The organism is Rhodoplanes sp. SY1, assembly GCF_046000175.1.
In the GTDB taxonomy this organism is placed as follows: Bacteria; Pseudomonadota; Alphaproteobacteria; order Rhizobiales; family Xanthobacteraceae; genus Rhodoplanes.
This window is the reverse complement of sequence record NZ_JBEOMB010000036.1, coordinates 59,212-85,046: the sequence shown is the minus strand read 5'-3', so window position 1 is coordinate 85,046 and position 25,835 is coordinate 59,212. Positions and strand designations below refer to the sequence as shown.

Annotated in this window: 22 protein-coding genes and 1 pseudogene; 10 read left to right on the top strand and 13 right to left on the bottom strand. The window is 70.8% G+C overall.

Annotated features, from left to right (window positions below; all coding sequences use genetic code 11):
* Nucleotides 1-70 precede the first annotated feature (70 nt).
* The 4 genes from mnmG (at nucleotide 71) to ABTU92_RS10730 (ending at nucleotide 4,825) form a co-directional block, all read left to right on the top strand.
* Nucleotides 71-1,948, top strand: a complete 1,878-nt coding sequence (gene mnmG, locus ABTU92_RS10745) for a tRNA uridine-5-carboxymethylaminomethyl(34) synthesis enzyme MnmG (RefSeq protein ID WP_408090385.1) — start codon at nucleotides 71-73, stop codon at nucleotides 1,946-1,948.
* A 287-nt stretch (nucleotides 1,949-2,235) separates the two neighbouring features.
* The gene (gene rsmG, locus ABTU92_RS10740; RefSeq protein ID WP_408090383.1) at nucleotides 2,236-2,901 is read left to right on the top strand and encodes a 16S rRNA (guanine(527)-N(7))-methyltransferase RsmG; all 666 of its coding nucleotides are present in this window, start codon (nucleotides 2,236-2,238) and stop codon (nucleotides 2,899-2,901) included.
* A gap of 78 nt (nucleotides 2,902-2,979) precedes the next feature.
* Nucleotides 2,980-3,840: a ParA family protein gene (locus ABTU92_RS10735; RefSeq protein WP_408090381.1), complete on the top strand. Its 861-nt coding sequence runs from the start codon at nucleotides 2,980-2,982 to the stop codon at nucleotides 3,838-3,840.
* Nucleotides 3,841-3,895: 55 nt separating this feature from the next.
* Nucleotides 3,896-4,825, top strand: coding sequence for a ParB/RepB/Spo0J family partition protein (locus ABTU92_RS10730; RefSeq protein WP_408090379.1), 930 nt, complete (start codon nucleotides 3,896-3,898; stop codon nucleotides 4,823-4,825).
* A gap of 216 nt (nucleotides 4,826-5,041) precedes the next feature.
* On the opposite strand, the gene ABTU92_RS10725 is transcribed toward ABTU92_RS10730, so the two are convergent.
* The 6 genes from ABTU92_RS10725 to ABTU92_RS10700 all read right to left on the bottom strand — a co-directional run bounded on the left by ABTU92_RS10725 (nucleotide 5,042) and on the right by ABTU92_RS10700 (nucleotide 14,822).
* Nucleotides 5,042-6,733 carry a methyl-accepting chemotaxis protein gene (locus ABTU92_RS10725; protein ID WP_408090377.1) on the bottom strand — a complete coding sequence of 564 codons (1,692 nt, stop codon included), beginning with the start codon at nucleotides 6,731-6,733 and terminating at the stop codon, nucleotides 5,042-5,044.
* A gap of 437 nt (nucleotides 6,734-7,170) precedes the next feature.
* Nucleotides 7,171-8,574, bottom strand: a complete 1,404-nt coding sequence (locus tag ABTU92_RS10720; protein ID WP_408090375.1) for a methyl-accepting chemotaxis protein — start codon at nucleotides 8,572-8,574, stop codon at nucleotides 7,171-7,173.
* A gap of 146 nt (nucleotides 8,575-8,720) precedes the next feature.
* Entirely contained in the window at nucleotides 8,721-9,743 is a 1,023-nt protein-coding gene (gene holA, locus ABTU92_RS10715) for a DNA polymerase III subunit delta (RefSeq protein ID WP_408090373.1), read from the bottom strand.
* Nucleotides 9,744-9,756: 13 nt separating this feature from the next.
* Nucleotides 9,757-10,281, bottom strand: a complete 525-nt coding sequence (gene lptE, locus ABTU92_RS10710) for an LPS assembly lipoprotein LptE (protein WP_408090442.1) — start codon at nucleotides 10,279-10,281, stop codon at nucleotides 9,757-9,759.
* Between the two features lie 70 nt (nucleotides 10,282-10,351).
* Nucleotides 10,352-12,979 (bottom strand): leucine--tRNA ligase, encoded by a 2,628-nt coding sequence (gene leuS / locus ABTU92_RS10705; protein ID WP_408090371.1) that lies wholly within the window; start codon nucleotides 12,977-12,979, stop codon nucleotides 10,352-10,354.
* 166 nt (nucleotides 12,980-13,145) lie between these two features.
* The gene (locus tag ABTU92_RS10700; RefSeq protein ID WP_408090369.1) at nucleotides 13,146-14,822 is read right to left on the bottom strand and encodes a diguanylate cyclase; all 1,677 of its coding nucleotides are present in this window, start codon (nucleotides 14,820-14,822) and stop codon (nucleotides 13,146-13,148) included.
* A gap of 89 nt (nucleotides 14,823-14,911) precedes the next feature.
* On the opposite strand from ABTU92_RS10700, the gene ABTU92_RS10695 reads away from it, so the two are divergent.
* Entirely contained in the window at nucleotides 14,912-15,643 is a 732-nt protein-coding gene (locus ABTU92_RS10695; protein WP_408090367.1) for a YggS family pyridoxal phosphate-dependent enzyme, read from the top strand.
* Between the two features lie 30 nt (nucleotides 15,644-15,673).
* Here the strand turns inward: ABTU92_RS10695 and ABTU92_RS10690 are convergent, their stop codons facing one another.
* Nucleotides 15,674-15,850 carry a hypothetical protein gene (locus ABTU92_RS10690; protein ID WP_408090365.1) on the bottom strand — a complete coding sequence of 59 codons (177 nt, stop codon included), beginning with the start codon at nucleotides 15,848-15,850 and terminating at the stop codon, nucleotides 15,674-15,676.
* A 54-nt stretch (nucleotides 15,851-15,904) separates the two neighbouring features.
* Entirely contained in the window at nucleotides 15,905-16,402 is a 498-nt protein-coding gene (locus ABTU92_RS10685) for a hypothetical protein (RefSeq protein ID WP_408090364.1), read from the bottom strand.
* Nucleotides 16,403-16,717: 315 nt separating this feature from the next.
* On the opposite strand from ABTU92_RS10685, the gene ABTU92_RS10680 reads away from it, so the two are divergent.
* The 5 genes from ABTU92_RS10680 (at nucleotide 16,718) to ABTU92_RS10660 (ending at nucleotide 20,575) form a co-directional block, all read left to right on the top strand.
* Nucleotides 16,718-17,134 carry a c-type cytochrome domain-containing protein gene (locus ABTU92_RS10680; RefSeq protein ID WP_111357789.1) on the top strand — a complete coding sequence of 139 codons (417 nt, stop codon included), beginning with the start codon at nucleotides 16,718-16,720 and terminating at the stop codon, nucleotides 17,132-17,134.
* A gap of 255 nt (nucleotides 17,135-17,389) precedes the next feature.
* Nucleotides 17,390-18,808 (top strand): lipopolysaccharide biosynthesis protein, encoded by a 1,419-nt coding sequence (locus ABTU92_RS10675; protein ID WP_408090362.1) that lies wholly within the window; start codon nucleotides 17,390-17,392, stop codon nucleotides 18,806-18,808.
* Nucleotides 18,809-18,813: 5 nt separating this feature from the next.
* Nucleotides 18,814-19,938: a GNAT family N-acetyltransferase gene (locus tag ABTU92_RS10670; RefSeq protein ID WP_408090360.1), complete on the top strand. Its 1,125-nt coding sequence runs from the start codon at nucleotides 18,814-18,816 to the stop codon at nucleotides 19,936-19,938.
* 52 nt (nucleotides 19,939-19,990) lie between these two features.
* Complete coding sequence (locus tag ABTU92_RS10665; RefSeq protein ID WP_408090359.1) at nucleotides 19,991-20,269, top strand: type II toxin-antitoxin system RelE/ParE family toxin; 279 nt, start codon at nucleotides 19,991-19,993, stop codon at nucleotides 20,267-20,269.
* An 18-nt stretch (nucleotides 20,270-20,287) separates the two neighbouring features.
* Nucleotides 20,288-20,575 carry a HigA family addiction module antitoxin gene (locus ABTU92_RS10660; RefSeq protein ID WP_408090357.1) on the top strand — a complete coding sequence of 96 codons (288 nt, stop codon included), beginning with the start codon at nucleotides 20,288-20,290 and terminating at the stop codon, nucleotides 20,573-20,575.
* 375 nt (nucleotides 20,576-20,950) lie between these two features.
* Here the strand turns inward: ABTU92_RS10660 and ABTU92_RS10655 are convergent.
* From ABTU92_RS10655 to ABTU92_RS10635, 5 genes and pseudogenes are all read right to left on the bottom strand, one after another.
* Nucleotides 20,951-21,418 (bottom strand): annotated as a pseudogene (locus tag ABTU92_RS10655) (CAP domain-containing protein); the annotation flags it as partial.
* Between the two features lie 89 nt (nucleotides 21,419-21,507).
* A complete protein-coding gene (locus ABTU92_RS10650) occupies nucleotides 21,508-24,066 on the bottom strand; it encodes a DUF3772 domain-containing protein (protein WP_408090356.1) in 2,559 nt (852 codons plus the stop codon).
* 26 nt (nucleotides 24,067-24,092) lie between these two features.
* Nucleotides 24,093-24,470, bottom strand: coding sequence for a hypothetical protein (locus tag ABTU92_RS10645; RefSeq protein ID WP_408090354.1), 378 nt, complete (start codon nucleotides 24,468-24,470; stop codon nucleotides 24,093-24,095).
* Nucleotides 24,471-24,814: 344 nt separating this feature from the next.
* On the bottom strand, nucleotides 24,815-25,390 hold the full coding sequence (locus ABTU92_RS10640; RefSeq protein WP_408090353.1) for a sigma-70 family RNA polymerase sigma factor: 576 nt from the start codon (nucleotides 25,388-25,390) through the stop codon (nucleotides 24,815-24,817).
* A complete protein-coding gene (locus ABTU92_RS10635; protein WP_408090352.1) occupies nucleotides 25,387-25,635 on the bottom strand; it encodes a NepR family anti-sigma factor in 249 nt (82 codons plus the stop codon). Before ABTU92_RS10635 ends, ABTU92_RS10640 begins: the two co-directional genes overlap by 4 nt.
* Between the last annotated feature and the right edge of the window lie 200 nt (nucleotides 25,636-25,835).

Genomic DNA, 25,835 nt, shown 5'->3' with positions numbered 1-25,835 from the left:
GGCGCCGCATTTTGGGCGCCGGGTTTCGAGTGTTTCACGTGAAACACCGTCCTCAACCCCCGACGCGACCATGGAAACACGCTTCGACGTCATCGTGATCGGAGGCGGGCACGCCGGCTGCGAAGCGGCCGCGGCCGCCGCCCGCATGGGTGCCCGCACCGCCCTGGTGACGCACCGGTTCGCGACCATCGGGGCGATGTCGTGCAATCCGGCGATCGGCGGGCTCGGCAAGGGGCATCTCGTGCGCGAGATCGATGCGCTCGACGGGTTGATGGGCCGCGTCGCCGACCGGGGCGGCATCCAGTTCCGCGTTTTGAACCGCCGCAAGGGTCCGGCCGTGCGCGGCCCGCGCTGCCAGGCCGATCGCGCGCTCTACGCCGCCGCCATGCAGGGCGCGATCCGGGCGATCGTGAACCTCTCGGTGATCGAAGGCGAGGCGGACGATCTCCTGATACGTGACGCTCTGGTGACGGGTGTCCGGCTCGCGGACGGCCGGGAGATTGGTACCGGAGCCGTCGTCGTAACCACGGGCACGTTCCTGCGCGGCCTCATCCATATCGGCGAGCGGACGATTCCGGCCGGCCGGATCGGCGAAGCGCCGGCGCTGGGACTGTCCGGCGCGCTGGAACGCGCCGGCCTGACCCTCGGACGGCTCAAGACCGGGACACCGCCGCGTCTCGACGGCCGAACGATCGACTGGGCCGCGTTGGAGATGCAGCCCGGCGACGATCCGCCGGAGCCGTTCTCCGTGCTCACCGACCGGATCGACACGCCGCAAATCGAATGCGGCATCACCCGCACCGTCGATGCGACCCATGCCGTGATCCGGGCGAACGTCCATCGTTCGCCGATGTATTCGGGCCAGATCGCCAGCCGCGGCCCGCGCTATTGCCCGTCCATCGAGGACAAGATCGTCCGCTTTGGCGAGCGCGACGGGCACCAGATCTTTCTGGAGCCGGAGGGCCTCGACACCGACACGGTCTATCCGAACGGCATCTCCACCTCGTTGCCCGAGGACGTCCAGGCGGCGCTCGTCGCGACCATTCCGGGGCTGGAGCGGGCCGTGATCACGCGGCCGGGCTACGCGATCGAATACGATCACGTCGATCCGCGTGAGTTGACGCCGGCGCTGGAGACGAAGCGGCTCTCCGGGCTCTTCCTCGCCGGCCAGATCAACGGCACCACCGGTTACGAGGAGGCGGCCGGGCAGGGGCTCGTCGCCGGGCTCAACGCCGCGGCGCGGGCCGGGGGCGGAGGCGAGATCGTGTTCGACCGCGCCGAAAGCTATCTCGGCGTGATGATCGACGATCTCGTCACCCGCGGCGTCTCCGAGCCGTACCGGATGTTCACGTCGCGGGCCGAGTATCGGCTGACGCTGCGGGCCGACAACGCCGACCAGCGGCTCACCGATCGTGGGATCGCGCTCGGGTGCGTCGGAGCCGAGCGCACCGCCCGGCATCGCGCCAAGATGGGGGCGCTGGACGCCGCCCGCGGTTTGGCCCGATCACTGTCCGTGACCCCGAGCGAGGCGGAGCGGTTCGGCTTCGCGCTGCGCAAGGACGGCCAGCGGCGCAGCGCCTTCGATCTCCTGTCGTACCCCGATATCGGGCTCGCCGATGTCGCCCGCATCTGGCCGGAGCTAGGCGCCCTCGCCCCGGCGATCGGGGAGCAGCTCGAGATCGACGCCAAATACGCTGTCTATCTCGATCGCCAGACCGCCGACATCGCCGCCTTCCGGCGCGACGAGGGTGTGGCGATCCCGGCCGATCTCGACTACGCGGCCGTGACCGGGCTCTCGAACGAGGTGCGGGCGAAGTTCTCGACCGCCCGCCCGGCGACGCTGGGGCAGGCCGGCCGCATCGACGGCGTCACGCCGGCGGCCCTGATGCTGCTCGCGGCGCACTTGCGGCGGCCGGGGCGCGGGCGGGCCGGGACGGGGCAGGGGTGAGCGGGTTTGATGGGTGGCGCGCGGCAGAGATCAGAACTAGCCCCTCATGGCGAGGAGCGGCCGAAGGCCGCGTCTCGAACCAGGTGGCGGCTAATGCTGGCGCCGCAGTGTCCGCGTGGGCCACATGGTTCGAGGCCCGCTGCGCGGGCACCTCACCATGAAGGGCTAGGCCCGCGCGCGTGGGGGCGCCGGTGCGTCCCCGTGCTCTCCCGTCACCCTGAGGTGCTCGACCGAAGGTCGAGCCTCGAAGGGCGACGGCCCCGGCAAGCCGAACGAGCACAGCTTCCATGAAGCCCGCCAAGACGCTCCCGGCCATCGACCTTGCGGACCGCGCCGCCGCCCTCGCGCTGACGCCCGTTTCACGTGAAACAGCGGCGCGGCTCGATCGGTTCGTCGAGCTGCTGCTCGCCCGGCAGGCCGTCATGAACCTGATGGCGCCGTCGACCATCCCGACCCTGTGGATCCGCCACGTCGCCGATTCGCTGCAGCTCCTGCCGTTGATCGGGCCAGAAGCGCGGACCTTCGTCGATCTCGGATCGGGCGGCGGCTTCCCGGGACTGGTGCTGGCCTGCGCGCTCGCCGACCGCGAGGGCGCCACCTTTCACCTCGTCGAGGCGACGCAGAAGAAGGCGGCGCTCCTGCGCGACGTCGCGGCGGACCTCGGGCTTCCCGTCACGGTCCATGCCGAACGGATCGAGGACTTCAATCGAAAAAAGCCGGTCGTCCCCGATATCACCACGGCGCGGGCGCTCGCGCCGCTTCCGGTTTTGCTCGGCTACGTTTATCCTTTGTTGACCAAGACAGGGCGTGCCCTGCTCGCCAAGGGTCAAGATGTAGAGGCCGAATTGACCCAGGCGTCTAAATATTGGAGGATCACGGCCGATCTCGTTCCGAGCGTAACCAGCCCGGAGGGTCGGATCGTCGTCGTCCGCGGCCTCGAGCGCGCCCGATGATCCGTCCGATGGACCCGCCCCGCTGCCGCCGCACGGCCCGTGCCGGCGCGCGACCGGTCCGAACCGAAAGCCACTGACATGTCCGACCAAGGTCCCGGCGACGCGATGCCGCTTCCGCATGCGGGCCCGCCGCCGCGCCCGCGCGTGCTCGCCATCGCCAACCAGAAGGGCGGCGTCGGCAAGACCACCACCGCGATCAATCTCGGCACCGCGCTCGCCGCCACGGGCGAGGAGGTGCTGGTCATCGACCTCGATCCGCAGGGCAACGCATCGACCGGGCTCGGCATCGACCATAAGAGCCGCGAGGTCTCGACCTACGACGTGCTGGCCGGCGGCGCGACCTTGCGCGAGATCGTGCGGCCGACCGCGGTGCCGCGGCTCGCCATCGCGCCCTCGACCCTCGATCTCGCCGGCCTCGAGCTGGAGATCGGCCAGGAGCGCGACCGCTCGTTCCGGCTGCGCGAGGCCATCACGGCCCTCAACGCCGATCCGACCGAGCCGCCCTACACCTATGTGCTGGTCGACTGCCCGCCCTCGCTCAACCTGCTCACCATCAATGCCATGGCCGCGGCCGACGCGATCCTGGTGCCGCTGCAGTGCGAGTTCTTCGCCCTCGAAGGCCTGTCGCAGCTCCTCAAGACGGTCGAGCAGGTGCGCTCGGCGCTCAACCCGGCGCTGACCATCCACGGCATCGTGCTCACCATGTACGACGCCCGCAACAATCTCTCGGGCCAGGTGGTCGAGGACGTCCGCGCCTTCATGGGCGAGAAGGTCTACGACACCGTGATCCCGCGCAACGTGCGGGTGTCGGAGGCGCCGTCCTACGGCAAGCCGGTGCTGGTCTACGATCTCAAATGCGCCGGCAGCGAGGCCTATCTGCGGCTCGCCACCGAGGTGATCCAGCGCGAGAAGGCGCTCGTCCGCCCGCTCGCCGGCTGAGCCGCCGCGTCGTTATTTCACATACAAAGTATATCGAGTACCCCGGGAGACCAGAATGGCCGAAGACGCCCCGCGATCGCGACTGGGACGCGGGCTCGCCGCGCTGATCGGCGACGTCGAGCCGTCGCAGGCGGCGGCTCCCGCCGCGGCGCGCGCCCGTCCCGGCGCGCCGGCGGCCGCCGCGCCCGAGTCGCCGCGCCCCGGCCGCAAGGTGCCGATCGCCTTCATCCGGCCGAACCCGAGGAACCCGCGCCGCAGCTTCGCCGAGGCCGAGCTCGCCGAGCTCGCCGACTCGATCAAGGCGCACGGGCTGATCCAGCCGATCGTCGTGCGCGCCGTGAAGGACGCGGCCGACGCCTACGAGATCATCGCCGGCGAGCGCCGCTGGCGCGCCGCGCAGCGCGCCGCCCTGCACGAGGTGCCGGTCGTCGTGCTCGACGTGACGGACGGCGAGGCGCTGGAGCTCGCTATCATCGAGAACGTGCAGCGCGCCGATCTCGATCCGATGGAAGAGGCGGCCGGCTATCAGGCGCTGATCGATTCCTACGGCTACGTCCAGGACGACGTGGCGAAGACGGTCGGCAAGAGCCGCAGCCACGTCGCCAACACGCTGCGTCTGCTCAAGCTGCCCGAGAGCGTCAAGGTGCTGGTATCGGCCGGCGAGCTGACCGCCGGCCACGCCAAGATGCTGGTGGGCGAGCCCGACGCCGAGGCGCTGGCCAAGCAGATCGTCGCGCAGGGGCTGAACGTGCGCCAGGTCGAGGCGCTGGTCCGCAAGGACACCGACGGCCCGCGTCCGGGCCCGAAGTCCAAGGCGCCGGCGAAGCCGAAGGACGCCGACACGCGGGCGCTGGAGAAGCGCCTCTCCGATGCGCTCGGCCTCACCGTGTCGATCGACCACAAGGGCGAGGCCGGCACGCTCCACATCCACTACCGCGATCTCGACCAGCTCGACGACGTGACCCGCCGGCTGGAAGGCGGCTGAGGGGCGCGGCGCGGACGCGCCGACAATGCGGCACGACGGGCGCGTCTCTCCCTCTCCCCGCGGGCGGAGAGAGGGGCGGGGTGAGGGGGCGTTTCCGCGAAGCAGAGACTCGCGGCAACGCCCCCTCACCCGACATCCGCGCTGGACGCGCGAATGTCACCTCTCCCCGCGCGCGGGGAGAGGTGACCGGCGCCTTCGATCGTTATAACAAGATGCTCACGCCGCGCGGACGGCGCCCAGGAACTTGCCGACCTCGGTCTTCAGCTTGGTGCTGTCGCCGGACAGGAGCTGCGCGGCGGAGAGCACCTGGCTCGCCGCGGAGCCGGTCTCCTGCGCACCCAGGCGCACGTCGCCGATGTTGGCCGACACCTCGCGGGTGCTGTGCGCGGCCTGCTGGACGTTGCGCGAGATCTCCTGCGTCGCCGCGCCCTGCTCCTCGACCGCGGCCGCGATGGTCGACGAGATCTCCGACAGCTTTCCGATGGTGCCGGCGATCTCGCGGATCGCCGCGACCGAGCCCTGCGTCGCGCCCTGAATCTCGCCGATCTGCTGGCTGATCACGCCGGTCGCCTTGGCGGTCTCCTGGGCGAGTTGCTTCACCTCGGCGGCGACCACGGCGAAGCCCTTGCCGGCGTCGCCGGCGCGAGCGGCCTCGATGGTGGCGTTGAGCGCGAGCAGATTGGTCTGGCCCGCGATGGTGTTGATCAGCTCGACGACGTCGCCGATGCGGTTCGCCGCCTCGGCCAGATCCTCCACCTGCTTGTTGGTGGCGTGCGCTTGCTCGACCGCGCCGCGGGCGACGCACGCCGACTCCTGCACCTGCCGGCTGATCTCCTGTACCGAGGACGACATCTCCTCGGTGGCCGAGGCGACCGACTGGACGTTGGACGACGCATCCTCGGCGGCGCTCGCGACGGTCGCGCTGAGCGATTGCGAGCGCTGCGCCGTTCCGGTCAGCGCGTTGGCCGACGCCTCGAGCTCGGTCGAGGCGGACGTGACGGTCTCGACGATCTCGCCGATCATCGCCTCGAAGGACCGCGTGATCTGATCGACACGCCGGCCACGCTCGAGCTTGGCCTCCGCGTCGGCCGCGGCCGCGGCGTCGGCCGCCTTCTTGTCGACCAGGGCCTGCTTGAAGATCTGCAGGGTCGTGGCGATGCGACCGATCTCGGTCGCCTCGCCCTGATGCGGCACCTCGGCGGCGAGATCGCCGCGCGCCAGTGCCTGCATGGGCGTGACCACGGAGGCGATGCCGCGCGACACGTCGACGACCAGATAGACGGCGAGGCCGATGCCGAGGAGCGCCGAGCCGCCGAGAATGATCAGCATCAGGTCGAACGCGCGGTCGTAGGTGGCGGAAGCCGCCTTGGCGGCCGCCTCGGCGCCGGCGTTGTTGAGCGCGATGTTCTTGTTGAGCAGGTCGTCGGCGGCCTTGCCGATCGGATAGACCTTCGTCTCGTTGTACTGCGAGACCGCGGTCGGAAGCTTGCCGGCATTGGCGCGCGACATCTCGACGACCGCCTTGACGCCTTCGTCATAGAGCGCGGCCTGCTTCTTCCACTGATCGAAGGTGCTGCGCTCCTCCGGCGAGGTGATCAGCTTCTCGTAGGCCGCCGCGTACTTGGCGTTGCGGTCGTAGTTCAGCGCCAGCGTCTTCTCGACCGCGGCCTTCGTTTCGGGCGTCTCGGCCAGCATGTGGAGCCGCACGACGCTGCGGATGATGGTCACGCCGGCGCGCAGATCGGCCAGCGCCCGCACGCTCGGCAGCCAGTTCTCGGAGATCTCGACCGCGTTGGTGTTGATGGCCCGCATGCTGCTGATCGCGAGCAGCCCCATCCCGGTCATGCCGACCAGCAGGAACGACACGACGAGGGTGATCTTGGTCCGGATCGAGAGCTTCGCCAGCATGGCACGGGTCCGATGAGAGAGCGTTTCGGGTCGCGAAAAAGCGGCGGCTCGGGGACGTGAGGATCCCCGACCGGCGCCTCGTCGCCTGTCGATTCGAGAGAGCGGCCGCACCCTGAGGTTCGCGAGCCGACAATCGTTGTTATAACAAGGCGAGTCCTACGGACGTGTTAATGGTAGAGCCGCGCGGCCATGGAAATGATCAAGGTATGATCGGACCTGTTGGTTGAACTCTACCTGATCGTACTAGTGATGACGCCGCGGGCTCGAACAAGCACCACGCGTCGTCGCCTCCAATCGCATGGCGAGGGAACTCCGCAGGAGCGGATCTCGAACCATGAGGTTGGAGCCGCACGACATCAGGACCACGAGCAGCCTGAACCCCGCCGTGGATCGCCGATCGTGCGCGAGAGATCGGCGGCGGAGGCGAGGACGCGAGATCACGTCCCGCGGTCGGCCGAATAGCCCATCCTGAATCCGCCCCAGTGGCGGCCCCGCACCGTGATGGGCGCCGAGCAGTCCTTCATCAGCACGAAGTTGCCGCCGCCCATGTCGCGGCGGTAGGTCTGCAGGAGGAACGGCTTGGTGCTGCGCCCGGCGGCCAGCCCGGTGCGATCCGCGAACATGCGGCGATTGCGGCAGTTCGCCGTGTTCCAGGCCGGATCGCCGGGTCGCTGCGGCTGCGAGAACTTCTTGTTGTGGGTCGGCAGATAGCCGTTGCGGTCCACCGCGGCGCAGAAGGCGATCTGGGCGCTCTTCGTCAGCAGCGGCTCCTGCAGGGCCGGCAGCAGCCGGTCGCACAGCGCCGTGAATCGCGTCGTCACCTGCTGCGGATCGCTGCCCGGCACCGGCACGTAGGTCTCGTCGAACAGCTCCGTCATGGTGATCAGATTCTGCTCGAGCGCCCGTTCGAACATGGTCCCGACCTCCTGCGCCGCCGCGGTGACGAGGGCGACGAAGGCGGTGTCGTCGGTCTCGACGCCGGCCTGCGCGGTGAGCAGCGCCAGCTCCTCGCTGCGTTTCAGGAGACCGTGGACGCGCTGATCGGCGGTGCGCAGATCCTCGGACGATCGCGCCACATGCGTGCTCATCGCCTCGAAGGCGGTCTGCAGCGCGTCGCAACGCCCCTGGATGTCGTGATTGGCCTCGACGATCGCGCGCATGTCGCCGCGCATCCGCGTCATCGCCGGCCCGACATGGTCGATGACCTGGCGGATCGCCGCCGTGCCGGCCTGCACGGTCGCGGCACGGCCGACCGTCTCGGCCGATTCCGCCATCAGGCCGCGTGTCTGCGTGTCGAGCATCGTGAGCGTCGCGGCGATCTCGGCGGTCGCCTCCGAGGTCTGCTTGGCGAGCGCCTTCACCTCCTGGGCGACGACGGCGAACCCTTTGCCGGCCTCGCCGGCGCGCGCCGCCTCGATGGTGGCGTTCAGGGCCAACAGATTGGTCTGGCGGGCGATCGCGTCGATGCCGCCGGCCGCCTTGGCGACCCGCTCGAGCGCGGCCCGCAGGCCGTCGAGCTTGCTCTCGAAGCCGGCCGTCGCGGTGGCGAGCGCGCTGATTTCGGCGAGCGAGGTGGCGACCGAATGGGCCGAGGCGTCCATCTCGGAGCAGGCGGCCTCGATCGTCTGGTCCGCCGCGCTCGCGGCCGATCCGATCCGCCGGTTCGAGCTGGTCAGCTCGGTCGCGGCGGCCGAGAGGGTGCGGCACTCGGCGGTCAGCCCCTGCGCCTTGGCGTCGACGTCGGCGATGTTGCCGGCGACATCGGCGAGCTCGACCGACAGGACGCCCACGGTCCGGGCGATCGTGCGCACCACCCCGTCGTCCACGGCCGGCATGCCCATGCGGTTCCCCCGATGTTCGGTCGACTCGGTCGGGCCGCATCTTGCGGGATCGAGCCTTCCAACCGGTTAACCGCAGGTGGGCTAGTATCTACGGCACGACCGAGGGTGGCGGGCGCCCGTGTCCGACCGGCCGTGCCGCCCCGGATCTATCGCTTCTGCCGCGCCCGCAGCGCGGTTTGCAGCAGCGCCCGGTGGCACAGCGCGTCGGCGAGATCGGCCCGGCGGCGCACCGCCGTCGCCGTCTCGGCCAGATCCGTCATCACCTGGGCGAGCCGCGGCGTCGTCCACGCGGCGAGCGCCGCCCGGACGGCCGGCTCGCGCCGGAAGAACAGCCCCCGAAACCCTTCGCGCAGCGCGTCCTGGGCCGGCCGGCCGGTGTCGATCGCGGCGCGGGCGCGGTGAAGCTGGGCGGCATGGCGCAGCGCCGCCCCGATCAGACGGTCCGGATGCGTGCCGGCGGCGCGGGCGCGGGCGAACTCGGTATCGAACGCCGCCGGCTTGCCGGCGAAGACCGCGTCGATCACGTCGTCGAGGGCCAGCGCCGCCCCGTCGGCGATCACGGCCAGCACGTCGTCGACCTCGATGCGGCCGCGGCCGTGGCCGTAGAGGGCGAGCTTCCTCAACTCGCCGCGCGAGGCCTGGCGGTCGCCGCCGATCAGCGAGACCAGCAGCGTCTTGGCATCGTCCGCGATGCCGAGCCCGGCCGCCTTCATCTCCTGGTCGATCAGGCGGGCCAGATCGGCGTCGCCGTCGACATAGCAGGGCAGCGCGACGGCGGTGCGGGCCTTCTCGCAAACCAGGCGGATCGCCGCGTCCTTGCGCAGCTCGCCGGCCTCGACGATCACCCGGCAGTCGCGCGGCGGGTCGGCCGCGAGGGCCTCCACGGTGGGCGCGAGATTGCTCCGCCCGGCCTTGATCCACACGGCCCGCCGCCCGCCGAACAGCGGCACCGTATGGGCCTCCTCGGCGATCCGGCCGGGCTCGATGGCGTCGCCGTCGAGCCGCACGAGGGCGAAGGGATCATTCGGGTCGTCGACCGAGGCCTTGATCAGTGCCTCGACCCGCTCGCGCACCAGCCCCGCGTCGGGACCGTAGACGAGCGCGATCGGCCGCCCGGCATCCGGCCGGCCGACATAGGCATCGATCTCGGAGCCCTTGAGGGCGGTCATGACGAAGTCTGCGTCACGTCCCGGCGACGAAATAGGAGGCGAGGCGCGACCGGATGGTCTCGGCGATCACGCTGGCGGCGCGGTTCTCGGCGTCGCGCAGGGCGCGCTGACGGGCGAAGCGCTGCTGCTGGCCGGGAATGTCGTAGGACACGCGGCTGAGCGCCACGTCGGTGACGACCGGCTTGCCGGTGTTCAGGTCGACCAGGATGTAGTTGGCCGTGATGCCGAAGTTCTCGACGTCCGGCCGTGCCGTCTCGACGTCGACGATCACCGAGACACGGGTCGTCGTGATCCGGATGTCGAGCCGGTGGGTGGGCGGTGCCGGGTTTCCACCGGACAGCATGAAGACGAGCTGGTTGCGCAGGTCGACGGCGATGCGGGCCTGCGGGGTGCCGTTCGGCGCCGAGATCTGGGCGATGTCGATCTGGGCCAGCGAGCCGGCGAGCGACGGCCCGCCGTCGAGCGTCCTTGTCCCGTAGAGCGGCTGGAAGCAGCCGGCGAGTGGCACGGCGAGCGCCAGCACGGCTGCGCCGCGCATCGCGAGTTGCACCACGCGTCGCCGGTCCGGCGCCGCGTCTGCGTGCGCCGTGCGGAAAAGTCCCGTCCGATCAAGCCACCACATTCACGATCCTGTGCGGGACGACGATGACTTTTTTGGGAGCCGCGCCCCCGAGCGCCTTTTGTACCGCGTCCAGGGCCAGAACGGCAGCCTCCACGTCCGCTTTTCCGGCGGTGCGTGGCACCGTTACATCACCTCGCTTCTTGCCGTTGATCTGCACCGGCAGCGTGACCGTGTCCTCGACCAGCAGATCCGGCTCGACCTCGGGCCACGCCGCCTCGCAGACGAGGCCGGTCTGGCCGAGCGCCGCCCAGCACTCCTCGGCGAGGTGCGGCATCATCGGGTGGAAGAGCTGGACCAGGATCGCCGCCGCCTCGCGCACTGCCCAGCGGTAATCCGCGGGCGGCTCCGCCCCGGCGGCGCCGAGCGAGGTCTGGAAGGCGTTGGCGAGCTCGTAGATGTGCGCCACGCAGCGGTTGAAGCGCAGCTTCTCGATATCCTCCGACACCCGCGACAACGCCAGATGCGCCGCCTTGCGGAGCGCCGTCGCGGCCTCGCCGAACATCGCCGGTCGTGGCAGGTCGCCCTTCGCGGCGACCGCCTCGGCGTCGCCGATCAGCCGCCACAGGCGCTGGACGAAGCGGGCCGCGCCTTGCGCGCCCTCCTCGGTCCAGATGACGTCGCGCTCGGGCGGCGAGTCCGACAGCATGAACCAGCGCGCCGTGTCGGCCCCGTAGGATCCGATGATCTCGTCGGGGTCGACCGTGTTGCGCTTCGACTTCGACATTTTTTCAATAGGCCCGATCTCGACCGGGATCTCGGTGCCCGTGAGAATCGCCGTGCGGGTGTCGCCCTGGCCCGCGATCGTCACCTCGGCCGGGGAAGCAAAAGTGCCGTCCGGCTTCTTGTAGGTCTCGTGGACCACCATGCCCTGCGTGAACAGGCCGGCGAACGGCTCGTCGAGCCCGGCATGGCCCGTCGCCTTCATGGCGCGGGTGAAGAAGCGCGAGTAGAGGAGGTGCAGGATCGCGTGCTCGATGCCGCCGATATACTGGTCGACCGGCAGCCAGGAATCGACCGCGGCGCGGTCGGTCGGCGCGTCATTGATCCACGGGTCGGTGAAGCGCGCGTAATACCACGACGAGTCGACGAACGTGTCCATCGTGTCGGTCTCGCGCGTCGCCTTCGTGCCGCAGTGCGGGCAGGCGACGTGCTTCCAGGTCGGGTGCCGGTCGAGCGGGTTGCCGGGCCGGTCGAAGGCGATGTCGTCCGGCAGCGTCACCGGCAGGTCGGCGATCGGCACCGGCACGGTGCCGCAGCTCGGGCAATGGATCACCGGGATCGGGCAGCCCCAGTAGCGCTGGCGCGAGATGCCCCAGTCGCGCAGCCGGTACATCACCTCGCGGCGGCCGACCGGGGCGTTGCCGCGGATCTCCTTCTCCAGCCGGCTCGCCACCTCGGCCTGCGCCTCGGCAAACGTCATGCCGTCGAGGAAGCGGGAGTTGATCATCCGGCCGTCGCCCACATAGGCCGTGTCGGTGACCGTGAAGGTCGCCGGGTCCTGGCCCTCGGGGCAGACGACAGGCGTGTTGCCGAGCCCGTACTTGTTGACGAAGTCGAGGTCGCGCTGGTCGTGCGCCGGGCAGCCGAAGATGGCGCCGGTGCCGTATTCCATCAGCACGAAATTGGCGACATAGACCGGCAGCGTCCAGGTCGGGTCGAACGGATGGATGGCCCGGATGCCGGTGTCGAAGCCGAGCTTTTCGGCCTTGTCGATCGCTTCTTGCGCGGTGCCGATGCGCTTCGCCTCGGCGATGAAGGCGGCGAGCGCCGGGTTCTTCTCCGCTGCGGCCTTGGCGAGCGGATGGTCGGGCGACAGCCCCATGAACCTGGCGCCGAACAGCGTGTCGTGCCGGGTCGTGAAGATCTCGAGCTCGGTCTCGCCGCACGGCGTCGTCGCCGGATCGAGCGCGAAGCGCACGTGCAGCCCCTCGGAGCGGCCGATCCAGTTCTTCTGCATCAGCCGGACTTTTTCCGGCCAGCGGTCGAGGCCGTCGAGAGCGCTCAGCAGCTCTTCCGAGAACTTGGTGATCTTGAAGAACCACTGGGTCAGCTCGCGCTGCTCGACCAGCGCGCCCGAGCGCCAGCCGCGCCCGTCGATCACCTGCTCGTTGGCCAGCACGGTCTGGTCGACCGGGTCCCAGTTCACCTTCGACTGCTTGCGCTCGACCAGCCCCGCCTTCAGCATGTCGAGGAACATGCGCTGCTGGTGCTTGTAGTAGGTCGGGTCGCAGGTCGCGATCTCGCGGTCCCAGTCGAGCGACAGCCCCATCGACTTGAGCTGCGCCTTCATGGTCGCGATGTTGGCGTAGGTCCATTCGCGCGGATGGACCTTGTTGGCCATGGCGGCGTTCTCTGCCGGCATGCCGAAGGCGTCCCAGCCCATCGGGTGGAGCACCTTGAAGCCCTTGGCGCGCTTGTAGCGGGCCACCACGTCGCCCATCGTGTAGTTGCGGACATGGCCCATGTGGATGCGCCCCGACGGGTAGGGGAACATCTCGAGCACGTAGTATTTCGGCCGCGGGTCGTCGTTCCGGGTCGCGAAAATGTCGCGCTCGTCCCAAACGGTCTGCCAGCGCGGCTCGGCGACGCGGGCATTATAGCGTTCTGCAGTCATGAGATTCGGCTCGCTCTCGCGAAAATGTCCGGCCCGTTGGACATCATTGCGGCGCCCGGGTCAACGCCGGCAGGCCGCCGCAGGCGCGCGCCGCGGGTTCCGCGGACGCGGGCCGGGCGGGCGGCGCGGGATGAACGGGCGCGGGATGGACCGGGCGCCGGCCCCCTCACCCCGCCACGGCGAGCGGGGGGTCGTCGTGGCGGGCGTCGCCCTCGACCACGGTGGTGTTGCGGCCGCGGCGCTTGGCGGCGTAGAGGGCCGTGTCGGCCGCCTCGATCAGGTCCTGCGGGCGGGTGTCCGGGCCCGGCACATGCGCGGCGACCCCGATGCTGACCGTGATGTGGCCGGCCGGCGCCTCCTCGTTGCGGATGCGCAGGCCCAGAACGGCGAGCCGCAGCCGCTCGGCGAGGTCGACGGCGCGGTCGAGCCCGCTGTCTGGCAGCAGCAGCACGAACTCCTCGCCGCCCCAGCGGGCGACGAAGTCGGTCTCGGCGTCGGCGACGCCGGCCAGCACCCGGCCGATCTGGCGCAAACAGGCGTCACCCTGGACGTGGCCGTAGCCGTCGTTGAACAGCTTGAAATGGTCGACGTCGATCATCAGCAGGGCGACCGGCCGGCAGGCCTCGCCGGCCCGGGTCCATTCCGTGGCGAGCCGCGCGTCGAAGCTGCGGCGGTTGGCGAGGCCGGAGAGCGGGTCGATCGAGGCGAGCTCCTCGAGATGCGCGTTGGCGGCGCGCAGCTCGCGCTCGCGCGCGGCGAGCCGGCCGGCCATGTCGGACAGCGCCGTGGCGAGCGGGACGAATTCCGGCGCCCAGGCGCCCGGGTCGGCGCGGACCTTGAGGTCGCCCTGGCCGATCCGGGTCGCGGTGCGGGCGAGCGAGCGGATCGGCTCGACGATCAGGTGCTCGCCGATCAGCCAGGCGGCGATCACGGTGAGCAGTCCGAAGAAGGCGAGGTGCAGATAGGCGAGGCCGGACTCGCGCTCGATCTTGCCCAGCACCTCGCGCTCGGAGTAGCCGACCACGATGCGGACGTCGGTGCCGGGCAGGCTGGTGTAGCCGAAGATGCGCCGCACCCCGTCGAAGCCGTCGAGCGTCGCGGTGCCGTCCGGCGCCGACTGCACGGTCTGCACCAGCGGATGGTCGCCGAAGCGGCGGCCGACGAGCCGCTCGCGGCTCTGCACCCCGGCCAGCACCGTCCCCTTGCCGTCGATCAGGTAGGCGGCCATGCCGGTCCGGCTCTCGACCCCCTGGCCGAGCCGTCCGAGCCAGTGCAGGTCGACCGGCGCCAGCAGCACCTCGACATCGTCGCTCCCGGGCCGCACGATCGGGAACGCCATCAGCACGGTCGACTTCTCGTGGGAGCGTTCGAGCAGGTAGTCGCTGAGGACGTAATGGCGGGTGCGCTGCACGTCGCGGACATAGTCGCGGTCGGAGAGGTCGAGGCCGATCACCTGCCGGCGCGTCGAGCAGGTGATCCGCCCGTCGGCGCCCACCACCGAGAGGCTGGAGATCCACGGCGTGTCGCTGGCGAAGCCCCACAGGAAGGCGGCGCAGTCGGCGGGGCGCGCGGCGCTCGCCACATAGGCGCGGGACACCACCTGCATCAGGGCGCGGGCGGCCTCGATGGTCTCGGCCTGGGCGTCGCGGGCCCGCCGGGCGACCGCCACCACCTCGACATAGGCCGACTGGATGCGCTCGACGCGGCTCGATTCGGTCAGGTGGACGCGGTCGACGATCAGCGGGGTGACGGCCAGCAGGGCGAGCAGCATGAGCCGCGCCCGGATGCTGAGGCGCCATGCCTTGCGGCGACGCGTGACGGATGGCCGTTTCAGAAGGCTCATGCGACTCGTCCCCGTTCCCCGCAAAAAATGCTAACCGGGCGGAGTGAAACTCGCCTTCACCGGTTCGCTAAAATTCGAGTCGTCTGCTCATGATTCCGTCCGAACCCCGCTCCCCCGGCCCCTCGGAGGCCGAAGCGACCCCCGCCGACCGGCTGGCCGCCGTGCAGGCCGGGATCGCGGCCGCCTGCCGCGACGCCGGCCGCGATCCCGGCGCCGTGACCCTGGTGGCGGTCAGCAAGACCTTCCCGGCCGAGGCGATCGAGCCGGTGATCGCCGCCGGCCAGCGGGTGTTCGGCGAGAACCGGGTCCAGGAGGCGAAGGCCAAGTGGCCGGCGCTGCGCGAGCGGCATCCCGGCGTCGCCCTCCACATGATCGGGCCTCTCCAGTCCAACAAGGCGCGCGAGGCGGTGGCGCTGTTCGACGCCGTCCACGCGCTCGACCGGCCGAGCCTCGCGGCGGCGCTCGCCAAGGAGGTGCAGCGCGCCGGCCGCCAGCCGCTCTTGTTCGTCGAGGTCAACACCGGCGCCGAGCCGCAGAAGGCCGGGGTGCTGCCCGAGGAGGCCGACGCCTTCATCGCCGCCTGCCGCGACGTCTACGGGCTGACGGTCGGCGGGCTCATGTGCATTCCCCCGTTCGACGAGGCGCCGGCGCCGCATTTCGCCCTCACGCAGAAGATCGCCCGCCGCAATGGGCTCGAGCTGTTGTCGATGGGGATGAGCGACGACTACGACGTGGCGATCCGGTTCGGCGCCACCCATGTGCGGATCGGGACGGCGATCTTCGGCCACCGCCCGAAGCTCGACGCCGGCGGGCCGGGGTGACAGACGGTCGGACCTGGACGGCGTCGAGGCTCAAGGCCTGCGGCGGGGCCGCTCGGGGGCGGGCTCGGAGGGCGTCCGGGGGGCTCCGGGGCGCGGCGTGTCGCGCTTCAGCCCCCTGAGCTCGCGCCACGCGAACCAGAACACCACGCCGAGCACCAGCACGAGCTCGATCAGCACCAGCGTGCTCGAATCGCCTGTCCCGTCCATGCGTGCCGGTCCCCTCCTGTCCGTGATCCGCCCGTGCCGTGCCGCGCCGCCGGGTCAGCCGGCGCCGCGGGCGGGTGGGCGGTCGCTCGCCGGCGGCCCCGGGTCGTTGGCCGGCGCTGCGACATAGGCCGGGAGGCGCGCCGCCCCCGCCGTGCCGTCTTCGACCGGAGCGGCCGGTTCCGGCGCCGACGCCGCGGCTTCGGCGAGGGCGAGGTCGCTGGTCCGGTAGGTGATGCGGTGGCTGAGGAACATGCCGTAGCAGCCCAGCACCGCGACGATGCCGGCGAGATCGAAATAGGAGAGCTCCTCCTCGCCGCCCAGCATGAAATAGAGCACCACCGACTTCACGGCCGCATAGGCGAGGAAGAACAGGAGCACGGGCCGCAGGATCTCGCCGAATGCGGCGACCGAGCGGATTCCGGGCTGGGCCGGCACGATGCCGCGCGCCGCGGCCGCGGCGCGGGCCGCCAGGACGCCGCGCTTGTGGAGGATCGCGGACACCAGAAACGCCGCCGCGGCGGCGAAGAACACGGCACCGACCCAGTATCTCATGCTGCGCTCCCGCTCTCGATCCGGGGGTCGCGCCAGCGCACCACGCCGATTCGCGGAACGCAAGTCACATGCGCGGGGCCGGATCGTCGCAGCGACCGGCCCGCGATGCGCCACGACAGGATCGATTCGCTCGCCGGGACGGCCGCGGGAGAATTCCCGGCTTCGCGCTCTCCCTGATTGTTTTTGTTTTTTCCAGTTCTAGCATCACCGGTGCGGGGGTCGCCTCCGCTGTGTCCGGCACGACAGAACCCCCGCCCGTCCGGATCCTCGACCGACAGCGCTGGCGTTTCACAACGTTGGACAGAGGAGAGGAACATGACGAGATGGCTGCGGGTCTCGACCGCCGTCGTCGCCGTGCTGGCGGCCGCGTCGTTCTCCCACGACGCCGTCGCGCAGAGCGCGAAATCGAAGCAGAAGCAGCGTCCGCCGACGATCAGCTACAAGGAGGACGTCGTCCCGATCTTCAAGGGGCGGTGCGTCGAGTGCCATCAGCCGGGCGGCACCGGCTTCGACACCTCGGGCCTGGACCTGCGCACCTATGCGGGCGTGATGAAGGGCACCAAGTTCGGGCCCATGGTGGTGAAGGGCGATCCCGACGCCTCCAGCCTGATGGCGCTGCTGGACTGGCGGGTGAAGCCCGAGATCCGCATGCCGCACGGCATGAAGAAGCTGTCGACCTGCGATCGGGACACCATCCGGCGCTGGATCGCGGAGGGCGCGCTGGACAACTGACCGGAACCGATCGGCCGTTGCGGCCGACCATTCGCTTGGTGCATTGCGACCTGTCGATTGTCCGGGCGCCGGCGGCGCACATCGTGTTCATTGCGGCGTTTCGGCCCGAGGAGGACGTGCGGACGGCCGGTGGCCGGCCGCGCCTCCTCCGATGGCCGGACAAGCCGAGCGCGGTGTGTCGGCGCGGCGGCGAACCGAACGTTAACAGCCCTGGGCTAGGCTCCCCGCCTCACCAGCCCGGATGCGGAGGGACGCGTGGCCGCGAGCGACACCGACCACGGCGGCTCCAGTCCCGATCCGGAGCCCGGTCCGGTCGCCCGGCTGCGCCGGCGGCTCGTCGAGCCGATCGCCGCGCGAATCACGGCGTTCCGGAGTGACGACAGCGACCGCTCGGTGGCGCGGCGCAGCGCCGGGGCGGCCTTCCTGATCCGGGTGGCCAGCGCCGGCATCCTGTTCGTCAGCCAGATCCTGCTGGCCCGCTGGATGGGCCGCTTCGAGTTCGGCATCTATGTCGCGGTGTGGGCCTGGGCGAGCGTGCTCGGGCCCCTCGCCCCGCTCGGCCTCGCCTACGGGTCGCAGCGCTTCATCCCGGAATACCGCCATCGCGGCGACCTCGACGGCCTGCGCGGCTTCCTGACCGGCGCCCGCCTCCTGAGCCTCGGACAGGGCGCGATCGCGGGGGCGCTGCTCGCCGCCGTGGTCCTGGCGCTCGGCCGCGACGTGCCGGCGCATTTCCTGGTGCCGTTCCTGATCGCCGCCGCGACCCTGCCGGCGTTCGCGCTGAGCATGGTCCAGGACGGCATGGCGCGCAGCTTCGACTGGATCGACCTCGCGCTGGTGCCGCTGTTCATCGTCCAACCCGTGCTGATCCTCGTCGTGATGGGCGGCCTGCACGTCGCCGGCGGCACCATGGATGCCGTCGCCGTGCTCGCCACGACGTGCGGCGCCATGTGGCTCGTCACGCTGGTCCAGGCCGTGCTGATGGGACGCCGCTTCGCCGGCGCGGTGCCGCCGGGCGCGCGCCGCTACGACGTGCGCTACTGGCTGAAGACGTCGCTGCCGATCTTCGTCGTCGACGGCTTCTTCCTGCTGCTGTTCTACGTCGACATCCTGGTGCTGCAGCTCTATGTCGGCCCGCAGGACGTGGCGATCTACTACGCGGCCAGCAAGACGCTGTCGCTCGTCCACTTCATCTCCTACGCGGTCGGTGCCGCCGTGGCGCACCGCTTCAGCGCCTATCACGTCGCCGGCGAGCGCGAGAAGCTGGAGAGCTTCGTCGGCGACGCGGTGCGCTGGACGTTCTGGCCGACGCTCGCCTTCGGGGCCGTGCTGGCGGCGCTCGGGCTGCCGATCCTGCGGCTGTTCGGTCCCGGCTTCGACGCCGGCTATCCGCTGATCCTGATCATCATGATCGGCCTTCTGGCACGCGGTGCCGTCGGCCCGGCGGAGCGGCTCCTCAACATGACGGGCCATCAGTCGCTGTGTGCGGTGGTCTATGCCTCGGCGCTCGCCGTCAACGTGATTCTCTGCGTCGTGCTGATCCCGCGCTTCGGCATCTTCGGCGCCGGCTGGGCGACCGCGGCGGCCGTGGTGGTCGAGTCGATCATGCTGTTCGTCCTGGTGAAGCGAAAGCTCGGCCTGCACGTCTTCGTCGTCCGGTTCCGACGGAGCTGATCACGATGACGGGCGGCGCGCCGTTGCGGACGGAATGGCGAACGCTGCCGGCGCTCCTCGATCGCCGCGACGAGTGGGCTGCGTTCGCGGCGCGGGCGATCGTGCCGAACGTGTTTTATACGCCGGCCTTGGCCGCCGCGGCGGCGGCGCTGCACGGGGGCGGCGTCGGTGCGGTCGTCGTGCGCGACGCGGCGGGCCGGCTCGTCGGCCTGCTTCCGCTGCGCCGGTCGCGAACGCGCTGGGGCGTGCTGCCCGCGCTGGTCGGCTGGACGCATCCCTTCGCGCCGCTCGGCACGCCGCTGATCGATCCGGCCGATCCGGACGGGATCGTCACGGCGGCGCTGGCGCATCTTCGCGAGGCGCATCCCGGCACGCCGCTGCTGCTGCCGTACTGTCCGGCCGACGGCCCGGTCGCGGCGGCGATCGACACCGCGGTGGCGCGGCTCGGCGCCGTGCAGACGACCTTCGCGGCGCATGCGCGGGCGGAGCTGCGGCGTTCGGTCGGCCCCGGCGCGCCGCCCGCGATCGTGGATGCGCGGGCCAAGGAGCACGGCCGCCAGCGCCGGCGGCTCGCCGAGCAGGGCGACCTCGCGTTCGATGTCTCGCGCGGCGCGGCGGCACGCGACGCGCTCGCCGACTTCTTCGCGCTGGAGGCGAAAGGGTGGAAAGGCCGCGCCGGCACGGCGGCGGCGTCGCGCCCGGCCGAGCAGGCGCTGATGACCGACACCGTCGCCGGCCTCGCGGCCCGCCCGGACAGCGATGCCATGGTGGCGCGGCTGATGCTGAACGGCCGCCCGGTCGCCGTCGGCGTCGTGCTGATCTGCGGCCGCGCGGCGTGGTTCTGGAAGATCGCCTACGACGAGACGTTGAAGAAATACTCGCCCGGCGTCCTGCTCACCCTCGACCTCTCCGCCGCGTTGCTCGCCGCGCCCGCGATCGAGGTGGTCGATTCCTGCGCGGTGGAAAACCATCCGATGATCGACCGGCTGTGGTCCGCCCGCCGCCCGCTCGCCGACCGCCTGATCGGCTTCGCGCCGACGTCGTTTTCAATCGCGTGTCGGCTGGAAAGAACGCGTCGGCAGGCGATCACGATCGCGAAGCAGATGCGCGACCGCTTGCGTCGGCGGTGACTCACTCGCGTCCGTTTTGACGCATGTCGCGCGACACGCTACAATCGTGGCGATGATCGAGAGCTTCCGTCACAAGGGACTGAAGAAGCTGTACGAGGACGACGACCGGAGCCGGCTGCCGCCGGAGCTGGTCGAGCGCATCCGCGACATCCTGGCGGCTCTCGACGCGGCGACGACCATCGAGGGGCTGGACCGGCCGAGCCTGCGGCTGCATCCGCTGAAAGGGAAACTGAAAGGCTTCTGGGCCGTCACGGTTCGCGCCAACTGGCGCATCGTCTTTCGCTTCCGGGACGGTACGGCCTACGACGTCGACTTCCTCGACTATCATTGACGGAGATGCGCGGTGCCGATGAAGAACCCTCCCCATCCGGGTCGATCCATCAAGGACGACATCGAGGCTCTGGGGCTGAGCGTCGCCGCGGCGGCCGAAGGCCTCGGGGTGACGCGCCAGCAGCTCTATCGGGTGATCCGCGGGACGAGCGCCGTGACGCCCGAGATGGCGTTCCGCCTCGAGAAGGCGATCGGCGGCACGGCCGACACCTGGCTCGCCATGCAGATGGCTTACGATCTCGCGCAGGTGCGCAAGCGCAGCCGCGCCATCAAGGTCCGACCGCTCCGTGCCGAGGCCGCCGCCTGAGCGACGGCCGCCATATCCGGTCACCTTCCCAGAAACTGGCGGTTCCGCTGCGTTGCCTCGACAGAGGCCTCGTGTCCCGGGCGCGGCGCATCGCGCCGCGAACCGGGACCCAGGGGCGACGGTGCGAAGCGCCTGCCGTGCCGCCCGTCGTGCGGCCCCTGGGCCCCGGCTCTGCGGCGCATCGGGCCTCCGGCCCGACGCACCTTGTCCGGGGCACGAGGCAGTACACCGGGACAGCGCACCGAGATCGGCAGTTTCTCGGGGTGCGCAGCCGCCGCCTCACCGGATCGTCAGCTGCGGCATCGGCATGCCCCAGCGGTGCGGGCCGCCCGCGCCGGTCGGGGCGCCGGTGCCCGGCGGGCCGGCGTCGGCGCGCTTGTCGGGGGCGGCCAGCACCAGGGCCCAAAAGACCTTGTACTTGGTCCCGGGCGCGTAGACGGCGCCGATGCCCATGCGGGTCACCTCCTTGGACAGCATGTTGGCGCGGTGGGGCGGCGAATCGCGCCAGCCCGAGAAGGCCTCGGCGAGCGTGTGATAGCCGGCCGAGATGTTCTCCACCGCGACGCCGGCGTCGAAGCCGGAGCGGGCGATGCGGGTCTTGAAGTCGCCGCCGACGCTGTGGTCGAGCTTGTTCCTCTGCGCCATCACCTGCGCCTGCTCCTCGGCCATCCGCATCAGGGCCGGGTCGAGCGTCACGGCGCCAAGCCCGTTGTTGCGGCGATAGCCCGAGATCATCGAGGCCGCGGCGGCGGGATCGAGCTGCCCGCCCTTGGCGAGGTTCTGATAGAAGCTCGGCTCGGCGGACGGCGGATCGCGGTCGCCGGCGCAACCGGCGAGCGCCAGCGCGCCGAGCCCGACGGCGAGAAGCGCGGTGCGCCGGGGAAACCGGGCGGACGAGCGGACGTGGGCAGGGGCGGGAGGGGCGAGGGTCGTCACGTCGGGGCCTCCTTGAGCGCCGCCTCGTGCGCGAGCAGAGGCGGGCCCGGCACCCGCTCCTCGTGCGCCGGGTAGGGAATCTTGATGCCGTTCTCGCGGAACTTCTGCAGCACCGCGACGTGCAGGTCGCTCTTCACCGTGAGGCCGTTCTCGACGTTCGAGAGGATGCAGCGCAGCTCGAAGTCGAGCCCGATCTCGCCGAAGCCGAGCAGATAGACGCCGGGCGGCGGCGCCTTCAGCACCAGCGGGTGGGCGCGGGCGCAGCCGGCGAGGATGTCGCGCACCTGCGCGACGTCGGAGTCGTAGGCGACCCGCACCTTGAGCGTGACGCGGCCGAGCGTGTTGGCGTGCGTCCAGTTCTTCACCGAGGAGGTGATGAACTCGGCGTTCGGGATGATCACGCTGGCGCGGTCGAAGGTCTCGATCTCGGTCGACCGCACGCTGATCTTGCGGACGAAGCCCTCCTCGTTCTTGACCACCACCCAGTCGCCGACCCGGATCGGCCGCTCGGCCAGCAGGATCAGGCCGGAGACGAAGTTCTGCACGATCGACTGCAGGCCGAAGCCGATGCCGACCGACAGCGCGCCGGCGATCAGGGCGATCTTCTGCAGGTCGATGCCGATCGCGCCGAGCACCGCGGCGAGCACACCGATCAGGCCGGCATAGCCGAACAGCGCCGCGATCGAATGCTGCAGGCCGGGATCGAGCGCGGTGCGCGGCAGGAAGCTGGTCTGCAGCCAGCGCTGGGCGCCGCGCACCGCCAGCACGCCGATCAGCAGGATCGCGATGGCGCCCAGGATGGTCTGGATCGAGATGGTGACGCCGCCGACCTGCCAGCCGAACGCCGCTTCGGCGACGCGGCTCAGCACGTCGTCGGCGAACACGCCCCACGGGCCGAGGACGGCCAGGATGACGACGACCAGCAGCGCGACCCGGATGATGCCGGAGAGCAGGGTCGAGATGAGATCGAGGCCGCGATGCGACAGGCCGAGCAGCGCCGCGACGGCGCGGCCGCGCTCGCTGGAGCTCGACAGCACCTGGCCGAACAGCGCGTCGACGAAGGCGTCGAGGATGACCAGCGCACCGGTGAGCGTCAGCACGATCACCAGCCGGCTCGCCACGAAAGCGGCGAGTGCGATGTAGCCCGTGGCCAGCGGAATCAGCATGCCGGCGACGAAGACGGCGAGCACGACCCGGATCCGGATGCCGCCCTGGGCGGAGCCGGGCGGCGCGTCGTCGTCGACGACGCTGCTGCGGGCGGTGCGCCACATGAAATGGAAAGCGATCGCCGCGGTGACGAGCGCCAGCAGGGCGCTGGTCGCGACCGTGAGGGCGATCGGCGCCGTCGTCGTCTTGTGCAGGAGATTGAGGAAGGCGGCGAGGCCGAGCATGCGGGCCGCCCAGGTGAGATGGCGGGTGGCACGCGCCGCCTCGGCGTCCGACCAGGCGAACAGGCGCCGCCCCGGCTCGCCGGGCGCGAACAGCGCCAGCGCGACGGCGCGGCCGGTGCTGGCCGCCAGCACGGCGAGCGCGAGGCCGACCCCGATCGCCTTGATCCAGGCCGGCATCAGGCCGAAATTCTCCAGCACCAGCACGGTGACCAGCACGGCGCCCGGCATCGCCACGGCATGCACGAGGAGCACCATCACGGCCTGGAAGGCGCGGCCGAATTGGGCCGTCATCCGCTCCTGGCTCAGGCGTTGGCGCAGCCAGCGGAACAGCAGGACGGCGGCGAGCGCGAAGCCGGCGAGCGTCAGCAGCGCGCCGATCACGTTGCCGCGGCCGGCCGCGTTGGCGGCGTACAGCCACCAGGCGCGGACGAGCTGGACGACGCGCCCGGTCTCGGATGGGATCCCGTCGGAGAGGTCGCCCCAGAAGGTGCGGTTGAACAGGCCGGGGCTGCGGGCGAGCAGCTCCTTGGTGAACAGGCCGCGGCGTAGGTCCGTCACCTTGATCGAGGCGTCGTCGGCGCGCTGGATCAGCAGGCGCGCCTGCTTGAGGCCGGCGTCGACCTCGCTTTGGCGCTTCTCCAGCTTATCGCGCTCCGCGGCGAGGCCGGCGTCCTCCTTGGGCTCGTCGTCCTCGGGAGCGTCGCCGAGCTGCTTGAGCTGGGCCGTCACCTGGTTGAGCTCGTCCTCGAGCGCCTGCGCGGTGTCGCGCAGGTCGGAGCGCATCGGCGTCAGCCGCCGGCGCATCTCGGCGAGCGTGTCCTCGAAGTGAGTCTCGGCGGCCAGCGCCTTCTCGATCTCCTCGAGGGCGCTCCGGTTCGACTCCAGGCTGGCGGCGGCTGGCGTGTCGGGCTTCGATTCGGGCTTGGCGGCGGGCGGTTGCGCCGGCGCCGTCGTCGCCGCCGGCTTCTTCGCCGCGGCCGGCGGTGTGCGCGGCTGCTGCTGCGGCTGGGATTGCTGCTGCTGCGGTTGCGCGGCTGTCTGCGCGGCCGCGTCGGGTCCGGTCGCGAGCACGCCGATCAGCACGGCGGCCAGAATCATGACCGCCGCCGCCATCGCCCGGCCGCCGCCGAAAACCCGGCGCCACGGCCGTTCCGTCGATCGCATTCCCCGCCCCCGTTCGTCCCGTTGGTTCAGCGACGCCGCGCTTGAGCCCCGATCCGCACCGGCACCGGCTCCGCCGTGTCGGTCACCGGCGCCGCCGCCGAGCGGCCGGTGTCGTTCTCGTCGTCGCCGAGCCGCATGATCGCCGAGCCCATGACCCAGCTTCCGAGCGTGATGGCGAAGCCGAACAGCAGGAGGCCGACCGCCACCACGGGCGACTGGTCGCCGAGGATCAGCGAGCGCAACCGGTGCGCGTCGAGCGCCAGCAGGCCGGCGACCGCCAGAACGGCGACGACGAGGCCGATGGCGAGATTGATCGCCAACAGCCTGAACAGGGGCTGGCGCAGCAGCGCCCGGGTCCGCGTCGCTTGACGGGCGGAATGCTCGGTCCTGACGGGGTCGGCCATGGGGGTCCTCCACCGGTGGCCCGCGTCGGCGGGTTCCGTTCCTTTATGGCGCAACCCGGAAAGGCGTGTCGAGCCGCCCGACCCGGTGGACCGGATTCGCGGCGGAAGCATGGAGAGACGCGGGCGAGGCACCGGCGAGGTACCGGTGAGGCACCGGCGAGGCGCCGGGACGACGCGCCCGCGCCGGCGGGCTAGTCGCCCGTCACGGCCCTGGACCCGAAGATGTCAGGACGCGCTGCTCTCGATCCCCGCTTGCGCGGGGATGAACGGAGTGTGTGTCGGTCTTGGTGAATCCACTCTCGCACTTGCAGCCGCAGCGGGTCTGCTGCCGTCGCTGCCAGCGATCAGCTGCCGCCGGCCGTGAAGACGGCGCGCAGCTCGCGGTCGGGGCCGAGGTCCTCGATGCTCTCGATGGCGAGCAGCTCCGCCAAGCGGGTGCGGGCGCGGTTGACGCGGCTCTTGATGGTGCCGACCGCGCAGCCGCAGATCTCGGCCGCCTCCTCGTAGGAAAAGCCGGAGGCGCCGACCAGGACGAGGGCTTCGCGCTGGTCGGGCGGCAGCTTGCCGAGCGCCTCGCGAAACTCCTCGAACTCGACCTTGCTGGCCTGCTCGGGCTGGGTCTTCATCGAGTCCGCATAGGCGCCGTCCGAATCCGGCACCTCGCGGCGCCGCTTGCGATACTCGGAGCGGAACAGGTTGCGCAGGATGGTGAACAGCCACGCCGACATGTTGGTGCCGGGCTCGAACGAGTCGAGATTCGCCCAGGCACGCAGCAGCGTCTCCTGAACGAGATCGTCGGCACGGTCGACATTGGCCGAGAGCGAGATCGCGAAGGCGCGCAGGCTCGGCACCGCCGCCAGCATCGCCTCGCGCACCGATGCGTCGTCACGCGACGTCACGGCCGTGGAGTCGCGGCTCATTCGCCGGAGTCCTTGTCGGCCACCTTCGCGCGCGTGCTCTGCGCGCCCGTGCTCTGCATGTCCAGGTTGCGCAGCAGATCCGCGAAGCGGTCCGGCACGCCCTGATCGACGATGTCGTCGTACACGGCACGGAGCTGTTGACCGATCTTGGTCTGGATCTCGCGATTCAAGGTCGGGTCCAGCCTGGCGGAGGACGACCGCACCTGTACGTTTCCTTCCGGCCGCAATGACTTTCTCTCTTTCATCACTTCCTCACACCGGCATCTCCCGGACCTCGAGGTGAACTGACACCCGGGCGGACGCCGGACCCCGCGACTTTGAACCAACTCCGGAAACCTGCCATAGTTCCAGGCTACGGAACCTTTATATCGGCGAGGCGTTCCCTCTGGCATCTCGTCGTGCCGGCCGTCCACACGGGGGAGGGCCGGACCCCCCTGATCCTCGA